General features: G+C 36.5%; 25 protein-coding genes. 4 read left to right on the forward strand and 21 right to left on the reverse strand.

Going from position 1 to position 18,743, the window contains the following annotated elements; translation table 11 throughout:
- Positions 1-325 precede the first annotated feature (325 nt).
- The 3 genes from IV84_RS01870 to IV84_RS01880 all read right to left on the reverse strand — a co-directional run bounded on the left by IV84_RS01870 (position 326) and on the right by IV84_RS01880 (position 4,066).
- Positions 326-1,480: a glycosyltransferase family protein gene (locus tag IV84_RS01870; protein ID WP_056986031.1), complete on the reverse strand. Its 1,155-nt coding sequence runs from the start codon at positions 1,478-1,480 to the stop codon at positions 326-328.
- A 28-nt stretch (positions 1,481-1,508) separates the two neighbouring features.
- On the reverse strand, positions 1,509-2,870 hold the full coding sequence (locus IV84_RS01875) for a sugar porter family MFS transporter (RefSeq protein ID WP_056986032.1): 1,362 nt from the start codon (positions 2,868-2,870) through the stop codon (positions 1,509-1,511).
- 644 nt (positions 2,871-3,514) lie between these two features.
- Entirely contained in the window at positions 3,515-4,066 is a 552-nt protein-coding gene (locus tag IV84_RS01880; RefSeq protein ID WP_046872320.1) for a GNAT family N-acetyltransferase, read from the reverse strand.
- Between the two features lie 183 nt (positions 4,067-4,249).
- On the opposite strand from IV84_RS01880, the gene IV84_RS01885 reads away from it, so the two are divergent.
- Both IV84_RS01885 and IV84_RS01890 read left to right on the forward strand, forming a co-directional pair.
- A complete protein-coding gene (locus tag IV84_RS01885) occupies positions 4,250-4,966 on the forward strand; it encodes a CPBP family intramembrane glutamic endopeptidase (protein ID WP_046872319.1) in 717 nt (238 codons plus the stop codon).
- Between the two features lie 61 nt (positions 4,967-5,027).
- Entirely contained in the window at positions 5,028-5,657 is a 630-nt protein-coding gene (locus IV84_RS01890) for a helix-turn-helix domain-containing protein (RefSeq protein ID WP_056986033.1), read from the forward strand.
- 223 nt (positions 5,658-5,880) lie between these two features.
- On the opposite strand, the gene IV84_RS01895 is transcribed toward IV84_RS01890, so the two are convergent.
- From IV84_RS01895 to IV84_RS01905, 3 genes are all read right to left on the reverse strand, one after another.
- The gene (locus IV84_RS01895; RefSeq protein ID WP_046871366.1) at positions 5,881-6,165 is read right to left on the reverse strand and encodes a hypothetical protein; all 285 of its coding nucleotides are present in this window, start codon (positions 6,163-6,165) and stop codon (positions 5,881-5,883) included.
- A 168-nt stretch (positions 6,166-6,333) separates the two neighbouring features.
- Positions 6,334-6,648, reverse strand: a complete 315-nt coding sequence (locus IV84_RS01900) for a hypothetical protein (protein WP_046871365.1) — start codon at positions 6,646-6,648, stop codon at positions 6,334-6,336.
- A 46-nt stretch (positions 6,649-6,694) separates the two neighbouring features.
- Positions 6,695-7,015: a hypothetical protein gene (locus IV84_RS01905; protein ID WP_046871364.1), complete on the reverse strand. Its 321-nt coding sequence runs from the start codon at positions 7,013-7,015 to the stop codon at positions 6,695-6,697.
- A 310-nt stretch (positions 7,016-7,325) separates the two neighbouring features.
- Between IV84_RS01905 and IV84_RS01910 the strand changes: the two genes are divergently transcribed.
- Complete coding sequence (locus IV84_RS01910) at positions 7,326-7,970, forward strand: helix-turn-helix domain-containing protein (RefSeq protein WP_052694492.1); 645 nt, start codon at positions 7,326-7,328, stop codon at positions 7,968-7,970.
- A 19-nt stretch (positions 7,971-7,989) separates the two neighbouring features.
- Here the strand turns inward: IV84_RS01910 and IV84_RS01915 are convergent, their stop codons facing one another.
- The 7 genes from IV84_RS01915 to IV84_RS01945 form a co-directional block, all read right to left on the reverse strand.
- Positions 7,990-8,214, reverse strand: coding sequence for a hypothetical protein (locus tag IV84_RS01915; protein WP_046871368.1), 225 nt, complete (start codon positions 8,212-8,214; stop codon positions 7,990-7,992).
- A gap of 230 nt (positions 8,215-8,444) precedes the next feature.
- Positions 8,445-8,648 (reverse strand): hypothetical protein, encoded by a 204-nt coding sequence (locus tag IV84_RS01920; RefSeq protein WP_046871363.1) that lies wholly within the window; start codon positions 8,646-8,648, stop codon positions 8,445-8,447.
- A gap of 60 nt (positions 8,649-8,708) precedes the next feature.
- Positions 8,709-9,272, reverse strand: coding sequence for a hypothetical protein (locus tag IV84_RS01925; protein WP_046871362.1), 564 nt, complete (start codon positions 9,270-9,272; stop codon positions 8,709-8,711).
- Between the two features lie 39 nt (positions 9,273-9,311).
- The gene (locus tag IV84_RS01930; RefSeq protein WP_144010446.1) at positions 9,312-9,863 is read right to left on the reverse strand and encodes a hypothetical protein; all 552 of its coding nucleotides are present in this window, start codon (positions 9,861-9,863) and stop codon (positions 9,312-9,314) included.
- Positions 9,864-9,934: 71 nt separating this feature from the next.
- The gene (locus tag IV84_RS01935) at positions 9,935-10,246 is read right to left on the reverse strand and encodes a hypothetical protein (protein WP_046871360.1); all 312 of its coding nucleotides are present in this window, start codon (positions 10,244-10,246) and stop codon (positions 9,935-9,937) included.
- Between the two features lie 75 nt (positions 10,247-10,321).
- Positions 10,322-10,585: a bacteriocin immunity family protein gene (locus tag IV84_RS01940; RefSeq protein ID WP_046871359.1), complete on the reverse strand. Its 264-nt coding sequence runs from the start codon at positions 10,583-10,585 to the stop codon at positions 10,322-10,324.
- A 35-nt stretch (positions 10,586-10,620) separates the two neighbouring features.
- A complete protein-coding gene (locus IV84_RS01945; RefSeq protein ID WP_046871358.1) occupies positions 10,621-11,451 on the reverse strand; it encodes a DUF2812 domain-containing protein in 831 nt (276 codons plus the stop codon).
- A gap of 324 nt (positions 11,452-11,775) precedes the next feature.
- Between IV84_RS01945 and IV84_RS01950 the strand changes: the two genes are divergently transcribed.
- Positions 11,776-12,225, forward strand: a complete 450-nt coding sequence (locus tag IV84_RS01950; RefSeq protein WP_046871357.1) for a DUF2188 domain-containing protein — start codon at positions 11,776-11,778, stop codon at positions 12,223-12,225.
- Positions 12,226-12,304: 79 nt separating this feature from the next.
- Here the strand turns inward: IV84_RS01950 and IV84_RS01955 are convergent, their stop codons facing one another.
- The 8 genes from IV84_RS01955 to IV84_RS01990 all read right to left on the reverse strand — a co-directional run bounded on the left by IV84_RS01955 (position 12,305) and on the right by IV84_RS01990 (position 18,635).
- On the reverse strand, positions 12,305-13,477 hold the full coding sequence (locus tag IV84_RS01955; protein ID WP_056986034.1) for a MalY/PatB family protein: 1,173 nt from the start codon (positions 13,475-13,477) through the stop codon (positions 12,305-12,307).
- Positions 13,477-14,343 carry a DUF3737 family protein gene (locus tag IV84_RS01960; protein WP_046871355.1) on the reverse strand — a complete coding sequence of 289 codons (867 nt, stop codon included), beginning with the start codon at positions 14,341-14,343 and terminating at the stop codon, positions 13,477-13,479. The genes IV84_RS01955 and IV84_RS01960 overlap by 1 nt, the downstream gene beginning before the upstream one ends.
- Before the next feature lie 62 nt (positions 14,344-14,405).
- Positions 14,406-14,729: a carboxymuconolactone decarboxylase family protein gene (locus IV84_RS01965; protein ID WP_046871354.1), complete on the reverse strand. Its 324-nt coding sequence runs from the start codon at positions 14,727-14,729 to the stop codon at positions 14,406-14,408.
- 3 nt (positions 14,730-14,732) lie between these two features.
- Positions 14,733-15,146 carry a cupin domain-containing protein gene (locus IV84_RS01970; RefSeq protein ID WP_046871353.1) on the reverse strand — a complete coding sequence of 138 codons (414 nt, stop codon included), beginning with the start codon at positions 15,144-15,146 and terminating at the stop codon, positions 14,733-14,735.
- A 593-nt stretch (positions 15,147-15,739) separates the two neighbouring features.
- Positions 15,740-16,483, reverse strand: coding sequence for an SDR family oxidoreductase (locus IV84_RS01975; protein ID WP_046871352.1), 744 nt, complete (start codon positions 16,481-16,483; stop codon positions 15,740-15,742).
- A complete protein-coding gene (locus IV84_RS01980) occupies positions 16,467-17,012 on the reverse strand; it encodes a flavodoxin (protein WP_081036065.1) in 546 nt (181 codons plus the stop codon). The genes IV84_RS01975 and IV84_RS01980 overlap by 17 nt, the downstream gene beginning before the upstream one ends.
- Positions 17,013-17,159: 147 nt before the next feature.
- Positions 17,160-17,747: a pentapeptide repeat-containing protein gene (locus IV84_RS01985; protein ID WP_046872392.1), complete on the reverse strand. Its 588-nt coding sequence runs from the start codon at positions 17,745-17,747 to the stop codon at positions 17,160-17,162.
- Entirely contained in the window at positions 17,748-18,635 is an 888-nt protein-coding gene (locus tag IV84_RS01990) for a LysR family transcriptional regulator (RefSeq protein WP_046872391.1), read from the reverse strand.
- Positions 18,636-18,743 lie beyond the last annotated feature (108 nt).

Genomic DNA, 18,743 nt, shown 5'->3' on the forward strand with positions numbered 1-18,743 from the left:
TTATCGTTTAGATAAAGGCCGAGCTTAGAGAAGTGAATTTCAGCTCTAAGTCGTGCCCACTATTACGCATTAAGGGTTTTCGTACCGAAAGCCCTTAATGCTCCATACGCTGTCGATTCTTGTGGCAAGGATAGCCGCAAGAAGTCGCACTACGTTCCGGCCCAGATTCGCCGGAAGACGGTATTTTAATCTAATTTTGTTACCATGAATGTTTTTGTACCAAGTAATTGGATGTGATTTTGTACTTTCAACCTTTAGATAAATAAGTAAAAAGATTGGCATCGTGATCCAAGTGATCATGACGCCAATCTTTTTTGTTACTTATCTATGCTACAGCCGCCGAAATCTTTTCAATAATGGCTTCGAAGTCAGTGAGTGTTTGCTTCCAAGTGATGGACTGCAAATGATCCACGCCTTTTTGCACCATATGTTCCAATTCCAAAGGATTTTGTTTTGCCTGTAAGAAGGTTTTGGCTAGATCTTTTTCATTAAATCCAGTCTTCAAATATGCGCCCTCTGGTAGGAAATAGCTTCCAGTGCCTTCCTTGAAATCGATCAAAGGAAGACCGCAACTCATCATTTCAAATGGCACTAACGAAAAGTTGGCCATTGATGGAGCAATTCCAAAATCACAACGATTATACAAACTAATCATCTCTGGTTTAGTTAACTTACCTAAATTCTCACCATTAATGAACTGTGCTTTCTTGTCCGTTCCAAAGTAATGAAGATTTAACTTCAATCCTTGCTTTGCCAAAATATTTTGACAATTATTTAATGTCATTTGAATATTGATCGGTGCTCGTCTTGGACTGCTCCATTTCGTATACACCGCAACATCAATTACTTTTTTATCTGGATACTTACTGAGGTCATGAGCCTGATAAGGATACTGTTCCAAATTAACAGGAAAATTAATTTCATCAATCGGACTATTAACTTTACAATTTTCCTTAATCATTTTCGCACACCAAGGGCCCAAAGAAACCATGTGAAGACCAAGCTCGTATGTTTTCTTGGCTAATTGATAACGATCACCAAAAGGATAAAAATAAGGTTCATAATCTTGAACAAAATACATCTTATATCCCGGCTTATTTTTAATAACATACGCCGATTCCCATAATGTAGCCAACCAAATATCTGAATTATGTTTATCAAGTTGCGACATGTCTACACATGTTCCTTCATAACCTTCATAATTAAATTCAGCGTTTTGTTCCATCTCATCAACCGTTTGAGGGACATAACTCAAATAGTAAACATGGTAACCTTGTTTACTTAGCAAGGTTCCTAAATGAAGCATGGTGGTCTGGCCCCCATCATAAGCAATAATTCCGGTCGTCACAAACGTAATCGAATGATAATGATCCTTTTTTGATTGTTTAACTGGTTCATCATTAAAATATTTTAAAATTGAATCGTAATCATGAATATCACCCTGGGGAACATCCACGGTCGCCGTTTTTACTGGTTTCATCGCATTCACCTCCGAATTATTTCAGCACTTAAGCACTTTTTACAGCTTGATGGCCCTGCTGAGTGGAGGTCAACAAATTATTTTTCGTTTCTGGAACAAATAGATAGACAAATAGAATACATAATACACCGCATCCGGCAAAGATCCTGAATACCGATGATAATCCTAATGCACTCATCAAGCTGGGATAAACTAAGCTAACTGCAAAATCAGCCATCCATACAAAGAAGGTTGAAATGCTCATCCCAACATCGCGAATGTCAACTGGAAATAGCTCTGATAAAATTAACCAAGTTAGTGGGCTAATCAAACCTTGTTGACAGATAAGGAATAAGGTAATAAAGCTCAGCACCGCCACGGTCAAACGCGGACCGCTGAGTAAATGAGTTACAATACTCAAACAAGTTAAAATGGTTGTACTGCCTAACAAACCAATCAGTAAAAGCTTTTTCCGTAAAAAACGCCCAACGATTCGAACACTGACACTAACACTTATTACTGAGACTAGCCCAATAATAATGTTCCCATATAATGAGGAGCTCCGCGTTAATCCAGTTCTCTCTAACATTAACGTCCCATAATACATAATCGCGTTAATTCCAGTGATTTGTTGAACAATGGCAAGCCCAACGCCAACCAAGACAAGTTTTATATTGCTGGAAAAAACTACGGATTGAAAACTTTGCGCTTCCACTTCCGGATCAGCTTGAAGTTCATGAGCTTCTTCTTTGGCCTCACTTGGCCGCAAGTAACGTGACATCACGGCCTTAGCTTTTTTCAAATACCCATTCTTCCATAACCAGATCGGGCTTTCTGGAATAGATCGATTTTCCAAAAGTAAAATTAGAGCTGGTAAACTTGCCATCACTAGCATCACTCGCCAAATCCACATCACATTTGGAAACAATCCACCAATAATCGCGTTCACAACGTAGGCGAAAAATTGTCCCAACACAATCTTAAAATCATTGCGTGTTACAACCATCCCGCGAGCATTAATTGGCGAGATTTCCGATAAATATACCGGAATTACTTCGGATGCAGCACCAACCGCAATTCCTAAAATAAATCGGAACACAATAAAAATATACTTATTAGGAGACAAGGAATATAGGACATTAGCTGCAATAAATAAACTTGCAATCCATTGCACTACGCGATGTCTACCATAAATTCCGGAAACCTTACCGGTAAACATTGACCCTAAAGCGGCCCCTAATATTAAAACACTTGAGACTAGCCCTTGATTTGCCGCATTCAAATTCAATTGAGATGCGCTGGACATAAATGGGAGAGCCCCATTTATAACTCCTGTATCATAACCAAAAAGCAGTCCACCAATCGTAATGACACTTGTTGTATGTCGCAAATTTCGCGTTCTCTGATGCAAAAAAATCACTCCTTAGAAAACAAAAAAAGACCTATAGTAATTTAGTCGGGTTAGCAATATAGAATCTCCCTAACACTAAATTAAAATATCATCCAAATAAACCGTAACACCGAATTTTTATAGCAGCAAGAAAAGGCCCCTGTAAAGCGTTTTCATGAGAAATGGATATTTTTGCATAATAAAATAACCTAATGCGTTAGCTCCCATTAGGTTACTGGTATCAACATATTTGTGAATCCGTACCTGAACTACAATTATTTTTCTTTGTCTCTTTAGCACAACCTTATGTATGAAAATTGTTTCAAGAAAATAAACTGACAAAGCTATTATTAGCTTTGCATATTTAACTTCATTTCATTGAGTAGGTAGCAACTTAGGCTTTACATGATGTTATTTACTGGTTTACAGGGGGCAACGTCTGGTTTACATATCACCTATAAATCCCAATTTATCAGCATCTAAAACAGTTTACATCAAGTTGCGCATTGTCTTTAAAGTTTTTTTTAAATCATCTTTTTAAAAAGTTGTTTTTCTGAACTTCAGTTTTAGCAAAAAAATCAATTTCAAAAAAGAAACTAGTGATGTTTTTCCGAGCTTAATTTAAGTTCATGATTTGCTACAGTTCAAACAATTGAAGTTCAGAACTACTTGTCTTGCCACTCTTTTCGCAATAAAGAATACAAATTATGGTCATGATACCGGCCATCTAAAAGTAGTATGTCTTCACGCAAAGTTCCTTCTAGTTTAAAGCCTGCTTTTTGCGCAACATGGTTACTTTCATGATTGCCAACAGCCGCTTCAATTTCAAGACGATTTAACCCATAATCCTCAAACCCGATTTTGACCATTGCTAGAACAGCTTGATGCATTATTCCTTGTCCGCGAGCACTTTCAGCTAGCCAATAGCCAATGTCGGTGCTCATGTTATTTCTTTTAATGTGATTAAAACTGATCATCCCAACTGGCTGTTGCTTTTGATAAATTGCCACATTTAACGACTCACCGGTTCCAAAATTAACATTAACATGCTTTAAAAACTTTATTTCATCATCAACTGTTTTCAAGTTTGCCACCCAAGGTAACCAAACCTGCATTGATTTCCGACTGTTGTCGACCAGTTCAAATAATTGTTTTGCATCTCGTTCTGGATTTGGTAATACAAGTTTTAAATCTTTATTTATCGTGTATGCAAACATGCTTCACACCCTCCTTTATCTGATTAATTATATTATAAGTGCTTAATTTGATTTCACCTAGACAATTTTTTTGTTTATTTTTTAAGTTAGAAATCGTCGTGCAGATTTATGGACGCCAACTGTTCATATAAATCAGTGGTAAACTTGATTTATTGATTAATTTTTTGGGGGGGGAAGAATATTATGTTCAATTCATGGAAGTCACAAAAACAGTTATTTGTAGGGCTATTATTATTTCCTGCACTCGATTTATTTATTAATGACGGCATCGGTCTGATGATGCCCCAAACTTCACCAGCTAACAAAACAATAGCCTTATTATTGACCCTTTTTTCAATTTTAAGATTTTGGATTGAAATCGCCGTGTTTATATTTTTTATCAGAAACTATTTAAAAACTTGTTTTATAAATCTTAAAAGTATTAAAAATTGGTTGGCAACTTTGCTATGCATCGTTTCAGCTATTTTATATAACATCGTCATCTCGGTATTACATATTTCTGTTCCCGCCGCTCAACATTCAACCGAAAATAGTGTTTCAGCTGCTGCTTCACATATCTCGTTACTAGTTTTATTGGCCGTTACAATTATCCTGATTTCACCAATTTTAGAGGAAATAATATTTCAGTACTTCTTTCAAAAAATCTTCTTTCCAATTATTTTTAATAAGTTAAACATAAAACGTGGCAACTTATATGCACTTTTGGCATCAACTCTATTATTCATTGGTTCTCACATTATTAACGGTAATATCACTATAAAAACAATAATAACAGGAATGATCGTATATGCGCCCCTGCTATTACTGGGTATTCTGTATGAAAAAACTGACAAAAACATTATTTACCCAATCGTTGCACACATCATAATTAACTTTATTGGAATGATCTCCATTACTTAATAAATCAAATTCCGTTCGACTAATTAGAAAATCAAATAGAAAGAAAATTTAAAATTTAAAAATGAAAATATCCGAAAAGCTAAAAAACTGTCGTATGAACGAATCCTTAACACAGTCTCAAGTTGCTGAAATTCTGCATGTATCTAGAAAGACAATTTCTGGCTGGGAAAATGGGCGTAGCTATCCCGATGTAAACAGCTTTGTGCAGCTGAGTGATCTATACAAAGTTTCATTGGATTCACTGCTGCGTGATAATAAAGTATTAAATTATTACAAACAACAAAACAGAAAAAATATTAAAATTCGTAAAATTGCTAAATATTCCTACATCTTTAATATTGTTTTACTAGGCGCTAGCTATATAGAACTTTTTAGAATTGCTGGCATTCATTCTTTGCTTATACCTTTGCTGCTTCTAATTAATATAATCACTTTTTCTTCTCATTATGAAAACTGGCACAGGTTAAAAGAAAAAAAACGTTTTATTAGAGCTACTATTATCTTTATACTCTTTTTTGAAATAAACGTTTTATTAAGTTTTATTAATCAAGATTTTATTTATCAAATACGCAATAATGACATTAATTTTATAACTGGAATGATGCTTGGCCGATTCATTCTAATTTTTATTATAAGTTTTAGCTTAGTCATCACTATTTTCTGTACCGATATTTTAAAAAGCCAAGATTAAATTAATCCACACATGGTTACCAAAACCATCAATATTTCAGGATCAATATAATTTTTTACCAAAAATAAGAGCCATCAAATTTTTTTAATTTGATAGACTCTTAATTTCTTTTAGCTTTATTAAAAACAGAAATAGCCGTTGAATAACTTAGTACCTGCAAACTAAACACTTCTTTCCATAGACTGAACTTAGCAGTTAATTTAAACGAGTTTGCATTAAAGAACTACAATCTAGCCCCCCAAAGATTATTTCCTAAGTTATTGAAAGAAAATACATTTCTCCATAATTTTTCTTCTGATTCATTAAATTCAACAGATTCAGATAGTTTGACAACAGGGGCACGATTAAAAAAGACTTGCAAAGTACCAGTAAAGGCCACACCTTCATTCTTTTGTAATTCTGCCAAAGTTTCCCTAACATATTTGGCGGTCTCAGATCCATAATGATATTTATTTAATTCCACACTTAGATCTTTCATTGCAAAAATAGCTTCATTCCTAAATTCCATATGAACTTCACCATCCCACTCTAGTAATTTTATAAACTATAATAATCGCGGTTTTTGCTTAAAATAACTTTTTATTTTTTGAAAAATCTCTACGTTCTTAAACCGAGATTTGACATGGTGTAGTTGTGTTAACACATTGTAACCTGATTGCTCTCTATCTTTAACTCATCACCATGGCATAAATATAGTATTCACTTCGTTCTGGGATGCTGGAATTAAATCACGAATTTCTTCAAACAAAGCAATAGATTGGGTATCTAACTTAATTTTATGCGTGGTAAATCCTCTTAAAACAGTAATTTCTTTAATAAATGTCCTGCCTTTAGCACTGAGGACAAAATCACTTACCTCGTGTTTAGAAATTGCTTCGAGAAAATCGCTAGTGATTTCTAACGCTCTTTGCTTTTCATAGGTATTTTCTAACATTCCTAATCTGGTCCGAAATATATTTAAATCACCCTGTACTTTTTGTTGCCTATCCATATTAATCTCCCCAAAATGGCTTTCCGTTATTACATCAAAAAAGCCATTACTTCTTTTTATGAAATCCACAAAATAAAGCGTACAAGAATAAAAGAACCAAAGAATAAAGCTTATCCGCCACCATACTCATACTTTGTGGTTCATATAAAATCCCAAATGTCTGCGTAATCGCATATACCAACGCTGGATAAAGTGAATATTTGTAAACTCGATTAGATTCCTTCAATACCAGTATGACACTAGCTACAAGCGCCAATATATACATAGCAATTGACGGCATCGGATTCGCTATATCTGTAAAAGTTCCAAGTATGACTACAGCGTATATAAAAATGGCAAAAGTAATTTTTAACTTCAATTTTTTCATAAACTCCCCCAAGAATTTAGTGACGAGCATTATTCATGCGCCATCACAATAATTTTTTAATCCGAAATTACTTTAAAAAGCTTCTCCCCCACTACTAGCCTTTCACGCAAAACTCATCTTCACTTCTTAGAAACACTTCAAATTCTTTGGAACAACTCTAACTTTAATCAAAAAAAGCAATCTTTCAAGCTGAGTAATGAAGACATAGAGGGCTTATAAATTAAGACACCGCTTGTGCTGTACACTTTACCAATTTAGAGCATGAAAAATTACCATTATGTAGTAAACTAGTTTTAGGGGAGATTTTAATATGGAAATATCAGAAAAGCTCAAACAGTGTCGAATGAATAAATCTTTAACACAAGCCCAAGTGGCGGAAACTTTACATGTTTCGCGTAAAACAATCTCGGGCTGGGAAAATGGTCGCAGTTATCCTGATGTAAATAGTTTCGTGAAGTTAAGTGATTTATACGGTGTTTCGCTAGATCTTCTACTACGGGATAATCGGGTATTAAGTTATTACAAGGAACAAAACGAAAAAAGCCTTCAAATTCATAAAGTTGCGAAACGAGCTTACATTCTGAACTTCATTTTGTGGTTATTAAGCTACGTTGAATTCTTTAGAATTGCTGGTATTCACTTTTTATTAATTCCCGCGCTTCTTGCCATAAATATCACAATTTTTATGTCTTACTATGATAACTGGAAAAAAATGCGAAAACACCAATATTCTATTAAAGTTATTTTGAGCTTTATCCTTATTTTTTTCGTTCATGTTATCTTAAATTTTTTTAATGATAGCTATATATATAGCCTAGCAAATAACGATATTAGCTCTGTAGGTGATTTTATGATGGGTAGATTTACGCTCATTTTATTAATGGACCTTAGTCTATTAATTGTCATTTTTGGTCGTGATGCTTTAAAGAAATCAGAATCTCTTGGGTACTATTAAGCCATTTAAAACAGTTAACTCACATACCACTAAGAAATTCAGCTAATCTATTAAAAATCAGAGAAATTCCCATACCTAAAAATATAAGTGCATAAACTAACCCACTCCAAAATGCATAAGGTGCAAAACCACTAGTTCCTTTAATTGCGTGCTTACGATATGCGTTAAAAGTTTTAAAAAATGCAACGAATTGCCACATTCCTAGCAGAACAAAACCAAGCCCTAGTAAATTTCCTGAATCCATTTTTATTATCTCCATGTAAATTGCATTCCAATACTGTTTCTTATACTTCTTAGGAGTTATAAGGTCTATATTAGTCATGGCATAACCAAAACACCCGTAAAAAATGACCAAGAATCAAATTCAGATTCTCAGTTATTTTTCTAAATCTAGATTCAAAATACCCAACTATTCGAAGTCATTGTAATTGAATTCGCGAAAACCACAACTGTGTTAATTGATTTTCTTGTTTTTTACAAGCCACCCAATACCAAGGCAATTCCAAATCCAAGAAATATTACTGCAAAGATCAATCCGTACCAAGTTCCAGCTATTGAAAAGGCAGTTGTCCCTTTGTTCGATTTAGTACGTAAGGTTTTAAACCCTTTAACAAACGCATAAAACTGCCAAATGGCCAATAGCAAGAAAACAACCCCTACTAATTTTTCAAAATTCATTATGTTCATCCTCCTAAATATCACATTAATTTTTTGATCTGCTTGTATCTTCCTAGTTCTTTATTTATGAAACGGTGTATCCTTATCTAAAAATTCAAATTCTGTTTCCTTAACCAATGACTTATACCCTAATTTGCTCACCTGTTTCATTAATTCATTGTCATCATTACCTTGGAATTGTTTGATATTCATTGGATCTTCGATATGCACACCGGCTACAACATTCGGATGGTCAACTAAATATTTTCCGGCGTGAACACCAAAGACTCTCCAATAATAATTATCAGCCTTTGTTTGTATATTGATAACTGTTCTGTACCTGGGGCCGTTCGTTGGTAATTGATTCTGGGCATAACTTTTATCCAGGAAAATAACCAGCCTTTTCAAATCTTTACTCTTCAAATCAATTTTCAAGTTACCATCCTGCTTAAGTTGAATCCCATTGGCTTCTATTGAAACTAGAACACCTTTTTTAAACAGATGCGCAAACATCCCCTGATTAGGAAATGTGTTTTCATTTACCTTTACCGTTTTCACATCCATAACGCGGTTATTCAACAATAAAATATTTTCGGGAACTGATCCCCAAGCAGGTGTAGAAAAAGCATTACTTATTTCACTCATTGTTCTTCTCTTCTTTTCCAGTTTGTCCAACCAAAATTTCTACTGTGTCAGTTGTTCATAGGTTGTTCCTTGAACAACATTTTCGAATTCAGCTCTGTCTATTGCCTCATCAATTCTTGAATTATTTTTCAAACTAGAGAACTGTTTCAAATTTAATGGATCGGCAATTTTCACATGCCCCAAAATACCATTCGCAATTTGTATCGATAATTCACTAGTTTTTACTAAAAAATAATAATCCATTTGGTTTGTAGTAAAAATAACCGTGGAATTAAATGTCGGTTGTGGTCCCTGAAAATCAGCATTATACTTTTTCATCAGTCCTACTTCAACTTCTTTTATATCGGTAAATGCCAACTGGACTTTCTCATCTTTAGAAATTATTTCAATAGCTTTATCAATCTTAACGATCACATTTTGATTGAATTTCGGAACTAAAAGACGATCTAAAATTACTCTCCCAATTTTATTGCCTTGATCAGGAAACTCTTTTGATCCAATAACGAAGGTACTTTGCATTGGCTTTTCTTGATTCTGAGCGGGAATGTAATAAACTGGACTTTGCTTAAAAATATTAATATCAGTAAACAATTTCATTTTTCTCCCCCGTGTTCTTTTAACGCAATAACATGCACATCCTGATGCTTTGTATGGCTACTTAGTTAATGAAAAGACATTTCATTAATATATGATCTTCTCTGTGGTACCAACAGTTTAAATGCATTCCAGTGACATTTAGCAGCCTCTTCTAGGTTGAGCCCCTGAAATCCAATCAAGAAATTGATACGTTGCATATATTGTTCCGCCGAAATCGAAATATTCCTATCATTCAATTTTGGATTGTCTAGCGCTTTAATTTCATTTTCAGTTAATTCGACTGCTCGTTTGGTACTATCAGACGATTCTTGAATAATTAACGCTTTTCTGAAACTAACTAATTCAGCAATAATTCTTTTATTTAGTGAAGTCGTCATCACTTCTCCCCCCCAATTCAGTTACTCAATTAAAACCAGTAATCTCTTTAAAATAAATTTCTGTTACTCAAAAAATCAGAAATTAATCATATCTCTTCTCCCGTATCCTAAGTAAAGACGGGAAATCTCAGTGAAAAAAGAGACCGTTTTTGGAGATAACTTTTCTTTAAAAGACAAGAAAGACAACCCAGATTTAAGCTGAGCTGCAACCGCCTGCTCATTTTTACCTTGGTCAAGTTCCTTTCTCGCTCTTAAAAATAATTCACGTTCCCTTTCAGGCGTCCCTGAATCCTTAATTAAATTATCCATTTCGCTCCAAATTGCGACTTTCTTCTTCATACTAATTCCTCCAATTAAAAATAGAAACATTTTGGCTATCCAATTGGTAAATAAAATGATCCCAACCATTTAGTAATCTTTATGTTTTTAACATTGGTAGCTTTTTCTCTTATTTTTTTCTCGATTTCTTCATCGGTATACAACGTCTGTAGTCGATAATAAAAATTTCCATTGCCATCATCAGTCACCAATTGCCAAATACCAACATCAGCAAAAAGTTGGATATCAAATGGTTTTCTATCAGTATTAATTTCAACATACTTATTAGGTAAATAAGTTCCCTGGTAGTCCTTGGTTTGCATTCTGTAATTCGCATCTATTTTTCTAAATTTGCTTGAAGCCCCTAGAATGACCAGCAAAATCAATAACCAAGAAATAAGTAACATCCAAAATAAATTGCTATTCACAAAATTACTTAGCATTCCCAACCCCTGCATTGGTGCCAAATGGTTAACTGATATATAAATTATCCTACCTAAGAATAATAAAAATCCGGCAAAAACCCATATTATTTGTGATAAAGTAGCTCTATCTTTATAGATATTAGCGATTTTTCCGCTAACAATTAGATCACTTTCCCCTTTAGGTAGAACTAAGTGCTCGTCTGTTGTACTGTAATATTGTACAAAAAAACTTGGCTTTTTTATTTTTAAGTTTTGAATTAATTCAACTCTCGAATTTTTGGATGTCTTTTCCGCAACTAATTCTTTTGAATAATTAGTTAGAATATATGATGGAGTTTTATCGAATTCAAAAGAATACATTAGTTTACCAGCATGGGATAATTTCCACCCTTTTTCACTAAAATTATTTAGCCAGTCCTGTTCGTTTTTCGATCCTTTAATAAAAAATTTAACCTTTTTCATTTAAAAATCCCCATATCTTTTAAATTCAAATTTAGTTGCTTACTTTTGTTTCTTACAAAAAGAAGGCCCTCTCTTCAAAAATCATATTAGCACCATCCACTCAGAAAAACTCAATTCTTTTGTCTGTACTTATAAGACTTGTAAAATACCTTCTGTCTCCGCTAATAAGCCTCCTCGCCTTTTAAATCTAGTAGGGCGATTGAAGTTCAATTATATAAAATTAAGCACTGATCTTTTTAAGCAAATGTTTTTCTCCTAATCCTTCACATCTATATACTATTAACTATAGACAACCACTAATCGTTATTTTAAGGAGGATTTTTTATGTCCTGGGACGCACAAGATTACCCCGCTTCAATGAAGAATATGAAAGAGCTTGAACGGAAAAAGGCCATTGATATCGCTAACGCTTTGCTTGCTGACGGTTATCCCGATGATCGCGTCATTCCCATTGCCATGAAACAGGCCGAACGCTGGTATGCCGATGCAAGTCCCAAAGAAAAAACAGCATTTAAGAACACACCTAGCCCGACAAAACACGATAACCATGATGGCGATAAAAGCCATTCTCGTCTTTTAGATGCCAAGGAAACTGTCTACTACGAAGATAAGCAATGGCAAGTTAAAGCTGAGGGTGGCAAACAACCTAGTGAAAGTTTTTCCACCAAAGAAGCTGCCATCAAACGAGCTCGTGAAATTGTTAAAAACAAAGATTCAGCCGTTAAAGTTTACAAAAAGGATGGCACCTTACAAGATGAAACGCATCCCCAGTAATCTATCCAAAAAAATGAACTAATCGATGTGCTCTTGATTACTATCTAGTAATCTTGAACTTCAAAGATTAGTTCATTTTTTACTTTTGTGTCTTAAATTCTGTAATACCTTTTTTCAATCGGTGTAAGCCATCTTCAACCATCTTGGTTGGGCACGCAATATTCATGCGCAAGAAGTAACGACCATTACCACGGTAAACCGTCCCTGCTGACAAAAACAGCCCCGTTTGTTCGCGGATAAATGCCGTTAGTTTTTCGGCATCATCAGTAACTTGACTCACATCAAACCACAATAAGTACGTGGCATTTTCGGATGCCAATTGAACTTCAGGAAGTTCAGTTGAAACAAACTGATCAACCACTTTTCGATTTTCAACCAGTTTAGCTTTTAAGGCATGTAGCCAATCAGCACTTTGCGTATACGCTGCAATGGTCGCCGGAATTGCCAATAGATTGGGCTCGCCCAGTTCATCGTTATTGATGCCTCGATTAACTGATTCACGCAAATTTTCGTTGGGTACAATCACCGTCGCCGCATGCAAAGCAGCCACATTAAAGCTCTTGCTTGGTGAAACAGTCGTAATTGTGTGTTGAATCAAGTCAGCTGGCAATGAAAATAAGGGTGTATACGTTGGCTCACCAAATACTAAATCACCGTGAATCTCATCGCTCAACAAAACAACATGATGTTTTTTGCATAAAGTACTAATTTGAATCAACTCATCACGTGACCATACCTTACCAATCGGATTATGCGGATTACATAAAATCATCAACGTTGTTAGGGACTCCGCCAATTTCTTTTCTAAATCTGCAAAATCAATGGCGTAGCTGTGCGCCTGGCGATCATAAACCAAGTCACTTGATAGCACATGGCGGCCATTGTTTTCGATGGAATGATAGAAAATATCGTAAACTGGCGCCTGAACGACCACGTTATCACCGACATGACTAATGTGTTGGACAACAGCTGAGATTGCAGGTACAATGCCTGTACAATATAGCATCCACTCCGTTTGCGGACGAGCTTGATGTTCCGTTGCATACCAATGGGCCACTGCTTCAAAATAAGCAGCTTGCGGTTCTTCATAGCCAAATACCCCAAAATCAACTTTTTCACGCATTGCTTTTAGAATTGCGGGGGCCGCTTTAAAGTCCATATCCGCAATCCACATGGGTAATTCGCCATCTTTTACGTGCCATTTGATGGAATCTGTCCCGCGACGAGAAATTAATTGATCAAACTCACCCATTATGCTGACCTCTTTTTTGAAATTCCTTTATCTGTCACAATTGTTGTTTGATCTGGATTAATTTTGGTGGTATCCAAAATCACCTCGCCAATTGACTGCGCATGAATTTTCCCACTGATCGGATTCTTCACACTGGTAATATTAGACTGAATATCAGCATCAATATCACGACAATATTCAAAGGCCAAGTCCGTCTCCAGCAAACGACAATTTTTCATAACTAAATGATCGATGTAACACAGACCCTGATCACTTTCGATTGTACAATTAACTAACGTCAGATTTTTCGTGTTCCAACCTAAGTATTCACCATTAATTACTGAATCATATACAGTGACATTTTCACAGTTCCAAAAAGCATCCTTGCTAACTAAAGTTGAATTATGCACTTCCACATTTTTGGCACCATCAAACGCATAGTTACCCATTAAATCCAGATGATCTACATAAATATTGTCACTATTCATCCCAAAATAGTTGCCACGCGCCTGAACGTTTTCAATGCGAATATCAGAACAATTCCACAACGTTTCGTCCGCATCGGAAAAGTGATCATTTTTCAGCGCAATGTGATGCGCGCGCCGAAACAACTTCGGAGCCTGTAAGGTACTATTAGTAATCGTAATATCATCCGTGTACCAAATCCCCGATCGGGACATGGTTTCAAAGATTGTGTGATCGACATTAACATGTTTGCTGTACCACAATGGATATTTCCACTTAAAAATAGAATCCTTCAATTCAATATTGTGACTCTCTTTTAGTGGTGATTCCCCCTCACCAAACGTGGTGCGCGTAATTACGGCATCCTTTGCGGCAAACAGGGGTCGTTCGCCTTCAAAATACTGATCTGTATACTCTGTCATTCGTTCTCTCCTTCTTAAACACAAAAAGGCTTAGAAAAAATATCTTCTAAACCTTAACTTAATTAATCATCTGCATAAATCTTTTTAGCAAGTCCAAATGCTGACCATGCCTTTGGCCAACCTGCATAAAAGGCCAAATGGGTGATAATTTCGACCATTTCATCCTTAGTCACGCCATTTTGTTTGGCAAGCTTCATATGTGATTCCAATTGTGGGAATAATCCCTGGCTCATCAAAGCCGCACAGGTAATCATGCTACGATCACGTGCTGATAATTTATCTTCACGAGACCAAACTTCTCCATATAGGACATCATCATTTAATTCAGCAAATTTAGGCGCAAATTCACCTAAATTGTCACGTCCTGCAGTTTGTTTTTTAGCCATTTTCTAGTCCTCCAATGCGTTATATTCTTTATCAGAAACTGGTTCTAACCATTCTGGTGTTCCCGCCGTGATGGCAACATGTGAGAACCAACTGTCTTTAGTAGCACCATGCCAATGTTTCACACCATCGTGAGTCACAACCACATCACCAGGATGTAATTTTTGTGCGGGTTTACCTTCTTCTTGGTACCAACCTTCGCCGCCGGTCACCAATAAAATTTGATACCCATTATGATGGATATGCCAATTGTTACGACAACCAGGTTCAAAAGTAACATTGCCAACCCCGACATTAATATCTTTTTCACCAACCAAATTATTTAAATAACTTTGGCCTTGGAAAAATTGCTGAAAGGCCTCATTTTTAGCACCGACTGCAAACAAACCGTTTTTTACTGCTTCTTCATTTTTTACCATTATAAAATTCCTCCAAATTCAATTTTTACTATTCACTAATTATGGTAAACCTTAGAGTGCACTTTAACGCAAGTATTAAAGGTTGAAAGTATCAAAATCACTTCGATAACTGATGTTAAACGACTTAGCCTACAAAAAATAGTCTAAAATGCCGTCTTCCAGCAAATTTGGGCTGGAACGTAGTGGGCACGACTTAGAGCCGAAATACACGTCTCTAAGCTCGGCCTTTATCTAAGCGAAACCCGCTAAGATAAACGGCACTACTGAGCCCATTTGCTTCCAGACTAAGTCTTATCTTTGCAATCTACACAGCAATATAAAGGTTGTTATATCAGCGTTACTGAGCATTATTGAAACATCAAACATTCTTAGTCCGGAGGCGATTGGTCTCAGGGGTGAAATTATCCTTAGCAATTCATCGCTTAGGATAAGGCCGAGTTTGAAGACAAGTGTTCCTCTTGGCTTCAAATCGTGCCCACCCCGTTCCAGACCGGGTGAGCCGTAGAACGACAGTTAACCTAATTTCGGTGGACTAAACCGTTTAATGGTAGTAACTGAAGTCATTTTTGTACTTTCAACCTTTAGGCAAGTATTTAAACTTGTTTCGTTGGATAAATTGTAAATTCATTCACATTAACTGATTCTGGTTGATCGATCGCAAAGTTAACTACGCGGGCTACCGCGTCAGGTGTGATCCCAACTTGCTTGTAAAACTCACCCATATTATCAGCCACTTTTTTATCAGTAATTGAGCCTAATAATTCGGTATTGATTGCGGCAGGATACAAAGACACCGTTCGAATATTTGTCCCTTCTTGAGCACTTTCCATCCGAATGACCTCCATCAAATTACGAACCGCAAATTTAGTGGCGCCATACACACCGGATCCAGCAAAACTCTTGATTCCAGCGACCGAAGAAGTGGTAATGATTTGGCCACTCTTTTGTTTCGTGAAGATTGGCATTACGGCGGCAATGCCATTTAAAACACCCTTAAGATTGATATCAACCATGTCATTCCAATCCTTTGTTCGTAACTCACTAATTGGTGAATTGGGCATGATCCCGGCATTGTTGAAAATAACATCCAGTCCACCAAACTTTGATTTAGCTAAATCAACTAAAGCCTGAACTTCATCTGGTTTGCGAACATCAGTCACGCGATACGCAGCCTGGCCACCATCAGCTTCAATGTCCTTCACAATTTCTTGTAAACGTGTTTCGCGACGCGCACCCAAAACTACTTTAGCACCATTTTTAGCAACCAACTTAGCGGTTGCTTCGCCGATGCCACTTGAAGCTCCTGTAATAACCATTACTTTATCTTTTACTGACATATTTTTCTCCTTTTTTTCCTAACCAATTATTCACTGCACATTGCGCACAGGTCACTCGCGAACCCCGCACAGCTAATCCTTTTTGGACATCAGATTCTGGCAATAATTCCTGCAGTTCTTGAAAACTACGCCCGAACCCACTACCTTCATGCGTACAAAACGGATAAACACTTTTGCCCCTTAAATCGACTTGCTGCAAAAATGTTTGAATCACCATTGGCAACGCTCCCCACCAAATCGGATATCCTAAATAAATGACATCCTCATTTTGAAAATCATGTTTTATTGACCCGATTTCTGGTGATTGTTCAAATTTCATTTCCTGTTTAGCGCGCGCCAACGTTGCTTGATAGTCAACTGGATAGGCCTGTTTGGGGATCAACTGCACAAGTTCACCATCCACTACCTGGGCAATTGCTTTCGCAACCACTTCAGTGTTTCCAAACGAAACCTGTTGATGTTTGCCATCCAGCAATGTCTCTCCATTATGTGAAAAATAAACCACTACCGGCACGTTTCCCATCTCCATTCCAAGTAACGCCGCTTGACTACATAGGTTATCCTACAGCGCATGTGACTAGGCGTCTAATGCTTAAATAAATGGCACATATGCCCAGAAAGCATAGTCTAAGCAACAAAAAAGTGATTACCCATTGCGGTTAATCACTCATACCATCTATTTAACAACCACGCCTAGCACACCAACCAGCGCACTTGCTTGAAATTGATTAATAATTAATCCATCGAGATCCTCTGGTAAAACTTCCAAGACTTCAAATTCACTTTTAGATAGGTCAACTTTTTTTAGCTTCGAGCCGATAAAACTAGCGGCATCAAAATCACAGTCCTTGGTCACAAATCCGGATTTAAATTCAACGTATCTAAAGTAGGTTTCTTTAAAACTAGAAGCTTGGGCGGTACATTTTGTAAATTTCGATTCACTAAAATTAGCGTAATCCACCCGACAATCATCAAAACTGCTGTCCTTCCAGTTGTTATCAGAAAAATCAGTGCCCAGTAAATTACAGGTATTAAAGTGATCTCGATAAAAAAGACTCTTTTCAAAATGATAATTCGCAAAATTCATGCGTTCAAATGTGCAGTCCAACCACTCACCAGAACTAAGGTCGGTTTGTTCAAACGTGCAGTCATTGAAACTTACGTCCGAAACCTTGAACTTTTCAGGCGTTGCCAAGAACGTACAATTTTCGTAGCGCTCCCCTGAGACAATCTCAGCTACTTGGAGTTTCTTATCTTTTATCATCTATTTCTCCTCAAATGCCTGTTTAAACCGTTTCACCAATTCTGAAACCACCGGCGACAAGACTCGATTTTTCCGCCAAGCCAGCACACAATTTGTTTTTACTTCCGGATTCAAAGGCAAAAATTTAAGTTTTCGGACGTTACTGTCAATCGTAGCTCCTTCAATGACCAAAGCCGCCGCAATTTGCCGTTCCACTAACGGCAAAATATTATAATGAAGGTTAAAATAGCCAATGACATTTAAATTATCAACTGAACTCCCGGTCCAACTAGAAAGCAGCGTACTGATCTCCGAACGGGCACCCATCATCAGCGGAACGCCACCCAACTCATCAGGGGTAATTGATTCTTTTTGCGCTAAAAATGAATCTTGTGAGACTAGTAGACCCCATTTTTCGGTTCGTGGTAACGTCAAAGTATGATATTTATCGGTGTTAATCGGCTCTAATAAAATGGCCATATCAACCAAGCCTTTATCCAAATGATCCGTAATGTAATCACTTGTCCCCGTCAAAACGGTAAACTTAACTTCCGGATAATCCCGAATAAATTCCTCCAGCATCATTGCCATGGTGTCAGAGTTGTCAGCTTCCACGCAGCCAATCCGAATATGGCCACTGAACAATTGCCGCCGCCGATCCACAAAGGCTTGTTGCGTGGCCTGGGTGAGGTCCAAAATTTCTTCTGCTCGACTTTTTAGAAACAAACCTGCTTCAGTTAGTTCCAAACGATTTTTTTCACGCGTAAATAATGGTGAGCCCAATTCTGTTTCTAATTCCTTAATCTGACGACTAAGCGTAGGCTGTGTGATGTGTAATTGCTCTGCAGCTTTTGAAACGTTGCCCGTATCAGCTACTGTCCAGAAATAACGCAATAACCGTAATTCCATCTGACTTCCTCTTTTCTGATTTTTATTAATTCAAGTATACATCAGTGGCATGGATCTTAAGCGTTCATGCCTTTTATGAACACAAAAAAATAGAAACAAAGGCAAATC

The organism is Pediococcus damnosus (genome assembly GCF_001437255.1).
Taxonomy (GTDB): domain Bacteria; phylum Bacillota; class Bacilli; order Lactobacillales; family Lactobacillaceae; genus Pediococcus; species Pediococcus damnosus.

What these genes read in the sequence shown, in the direction of transcription:
- IV84_RS01985 (WP_046872392.1), bottom strand. Translation starts at nt 17,747, where the DNA reads ATGATAAAAGATAAGAAACTCCAAGTAGCTGAGATTGTCTCAGGGGAG.
- IV84_RS01945 (WP_046871358.1), bottom strand. Translation starts at nt 11,451, where the DNA reads ATGAAAAAGGTTAAATTTTTTATTAAAGGATCGAAAAACGAACAGGAC.
- IV84_RS01890 (WP_056986033.1), top strand. Translation starts at nt 5,028, where the DNA reads ATGAAAATATCCGAAAAGCTAAAAAACTGTCGTATGAACGAATCCTTA.
- IV84_RS01990 (WP_046872391.1), bottom strand. Translation starts at nt 18,635, where the DNA reads ATGGAATTACGGTTATTGCGTTATTTCTGGACAGTAGCTGATACGGGC.
- IV84_RS01925 (WP_046871362.1), bottom strand. Translation starts at nt 9,272, where the DNA reads ATGAGTGAAATAAGTAATGCTTTTTCTACACCTGCTTGGGGATCAGTT.
- IV84_RS01895 (WP_046871366.1), bottom strand. Translation starts at nt 6,165, where the DNA reads ATGGAATTTAGGAATGAAGCTATTTTTGCAATGAAAGATCTAAGTGTG.
- IV84_RS01940 (WP_046871359.1), bottom strand. Translation starts at nt 10,585, where the DNA reads ATGAAGAAGAAAGTCGCAATTTGGAGCGAAATGGATAATTTAATTAAG.
- IV84_RS01975 (WP_046871352.1), bottom strand. Translation starts at nt 16,483, where the DNA reads ATGTCAGTAAAAGATAAAGTAATGGTTATTACAGGAGCTTCAAGTGGC.
- IV84_RS01870 (WP_056986031.1), bottom strand. Translation starts at nt 1,480, where the DNA reads ATGAAACCAGTAAAAACGGCGACCGTGGATGTTCCCCAGGGTGATATT.
- IV84_RS01935 (WP_046871360.1), bottom strand. Translation starts at nt 10,246, where the DNA reads ATGACGACTTCACTAAATAAAAGAATTATTGCTGAATTAGTTAGTTTC.
- IV84_RS01960 (WP_046871355.1), bottom strand. Translation starts at nt 14,343, where the DNA reads ATGACAGAGTATACAGATCAGTATTTTGAAGGCGAACGACCCCTGTTT.
- IV84_RS01900 (WP_046871365.1), bottom strand. Translation starts at nt 6,648, where the DNA reads ATGGATAGGCAACAAAAAGTACAGGGTGATTTAAATATATTTCGGACC.
- IV84_RS01965 (WP_046871354.1), bottom strand. Translation starts at nt 14,729, where the DNA reads ATGGCTAAAAAACAAACTGCAGGACGTGACAATTTAGGTGAATTTGCG.
- IV84_RS01970 (WP_046871353.1), bottom strand. Translation starts at nt 15,146, where the DNA reads ATGGTAAAAAATGAAGAAGCAGTAAAAAACGGTTTGTTTGCAGTCGGT.
- IV84_RS01905 (WP_046871364.1), bottom strand. Translation starts at nt 7,015, where the DNA reads ATGAAAAAATTGAAGTTAAAAATTACTTTTGCCATTTTTATATACGCT.
- IV84_RS01880 (WP_046872320.1), bottom strand. Translation starts at nt 4,066, where the DNA reads ATGTTTGCATACACGATAAATAAAGATTTAAAACTTGTATTACCAAAT.
- IV84_RS01910 (WP_052694492.1), top strand. Translation starts at nt 7,326, where the DNA reads ATGGAAATATCAGAAAAGCTCAAACAGTGTCGAATGAATAAATCTTTA.
- IV84_RS01920 (WP_046871363.1), bottom strand. Translation starts at nt 8,648, where the DNA reads ATGAATTTTGAAAAATTAGTAGGGGTTGTTTTCTTGCTATTGGCCATT.
- IV84_RS01885 (WP_046872319.1), top strand. Translation starts at nt 4,250, where the DNA reads ATGTTCAATTCATGGAAGTCACAAAAACAGTTATTTGTAGGGCTATTA.
- IV84_RS01950 (WP_046871357.1), top strand. Translation starts at nt 11,776, where the DNA reads ATGTCCTGGGACGCACAAGATTACCCCGCTTCAATGAAGAATATGAAA.
- IV84_RS01980 (WP_081036065.1), bottom strand. Translation starts at nt 17,012, where the DNA reads ATGGAGATGGGAAACGTGCCGGTAGTGGTTTATTTTTCACATAATGGA.
- IV84_RS01915 (WP_046871368.1), bottom strand. Translation starts at nt 8,214, where the DNA reads ATGGATTCAGGAAATTTACTAGGGCTTGGTTTTGTTCTGCTAGGAATG.
- IV84_RS01955 (WP_056986034.1), bottom strand. Translation starts at nt 13,477, where the DNA reads ATGGGTGAGTTTGATCAATTAATTTCTCGTCGCGGGACAGATTCCATC.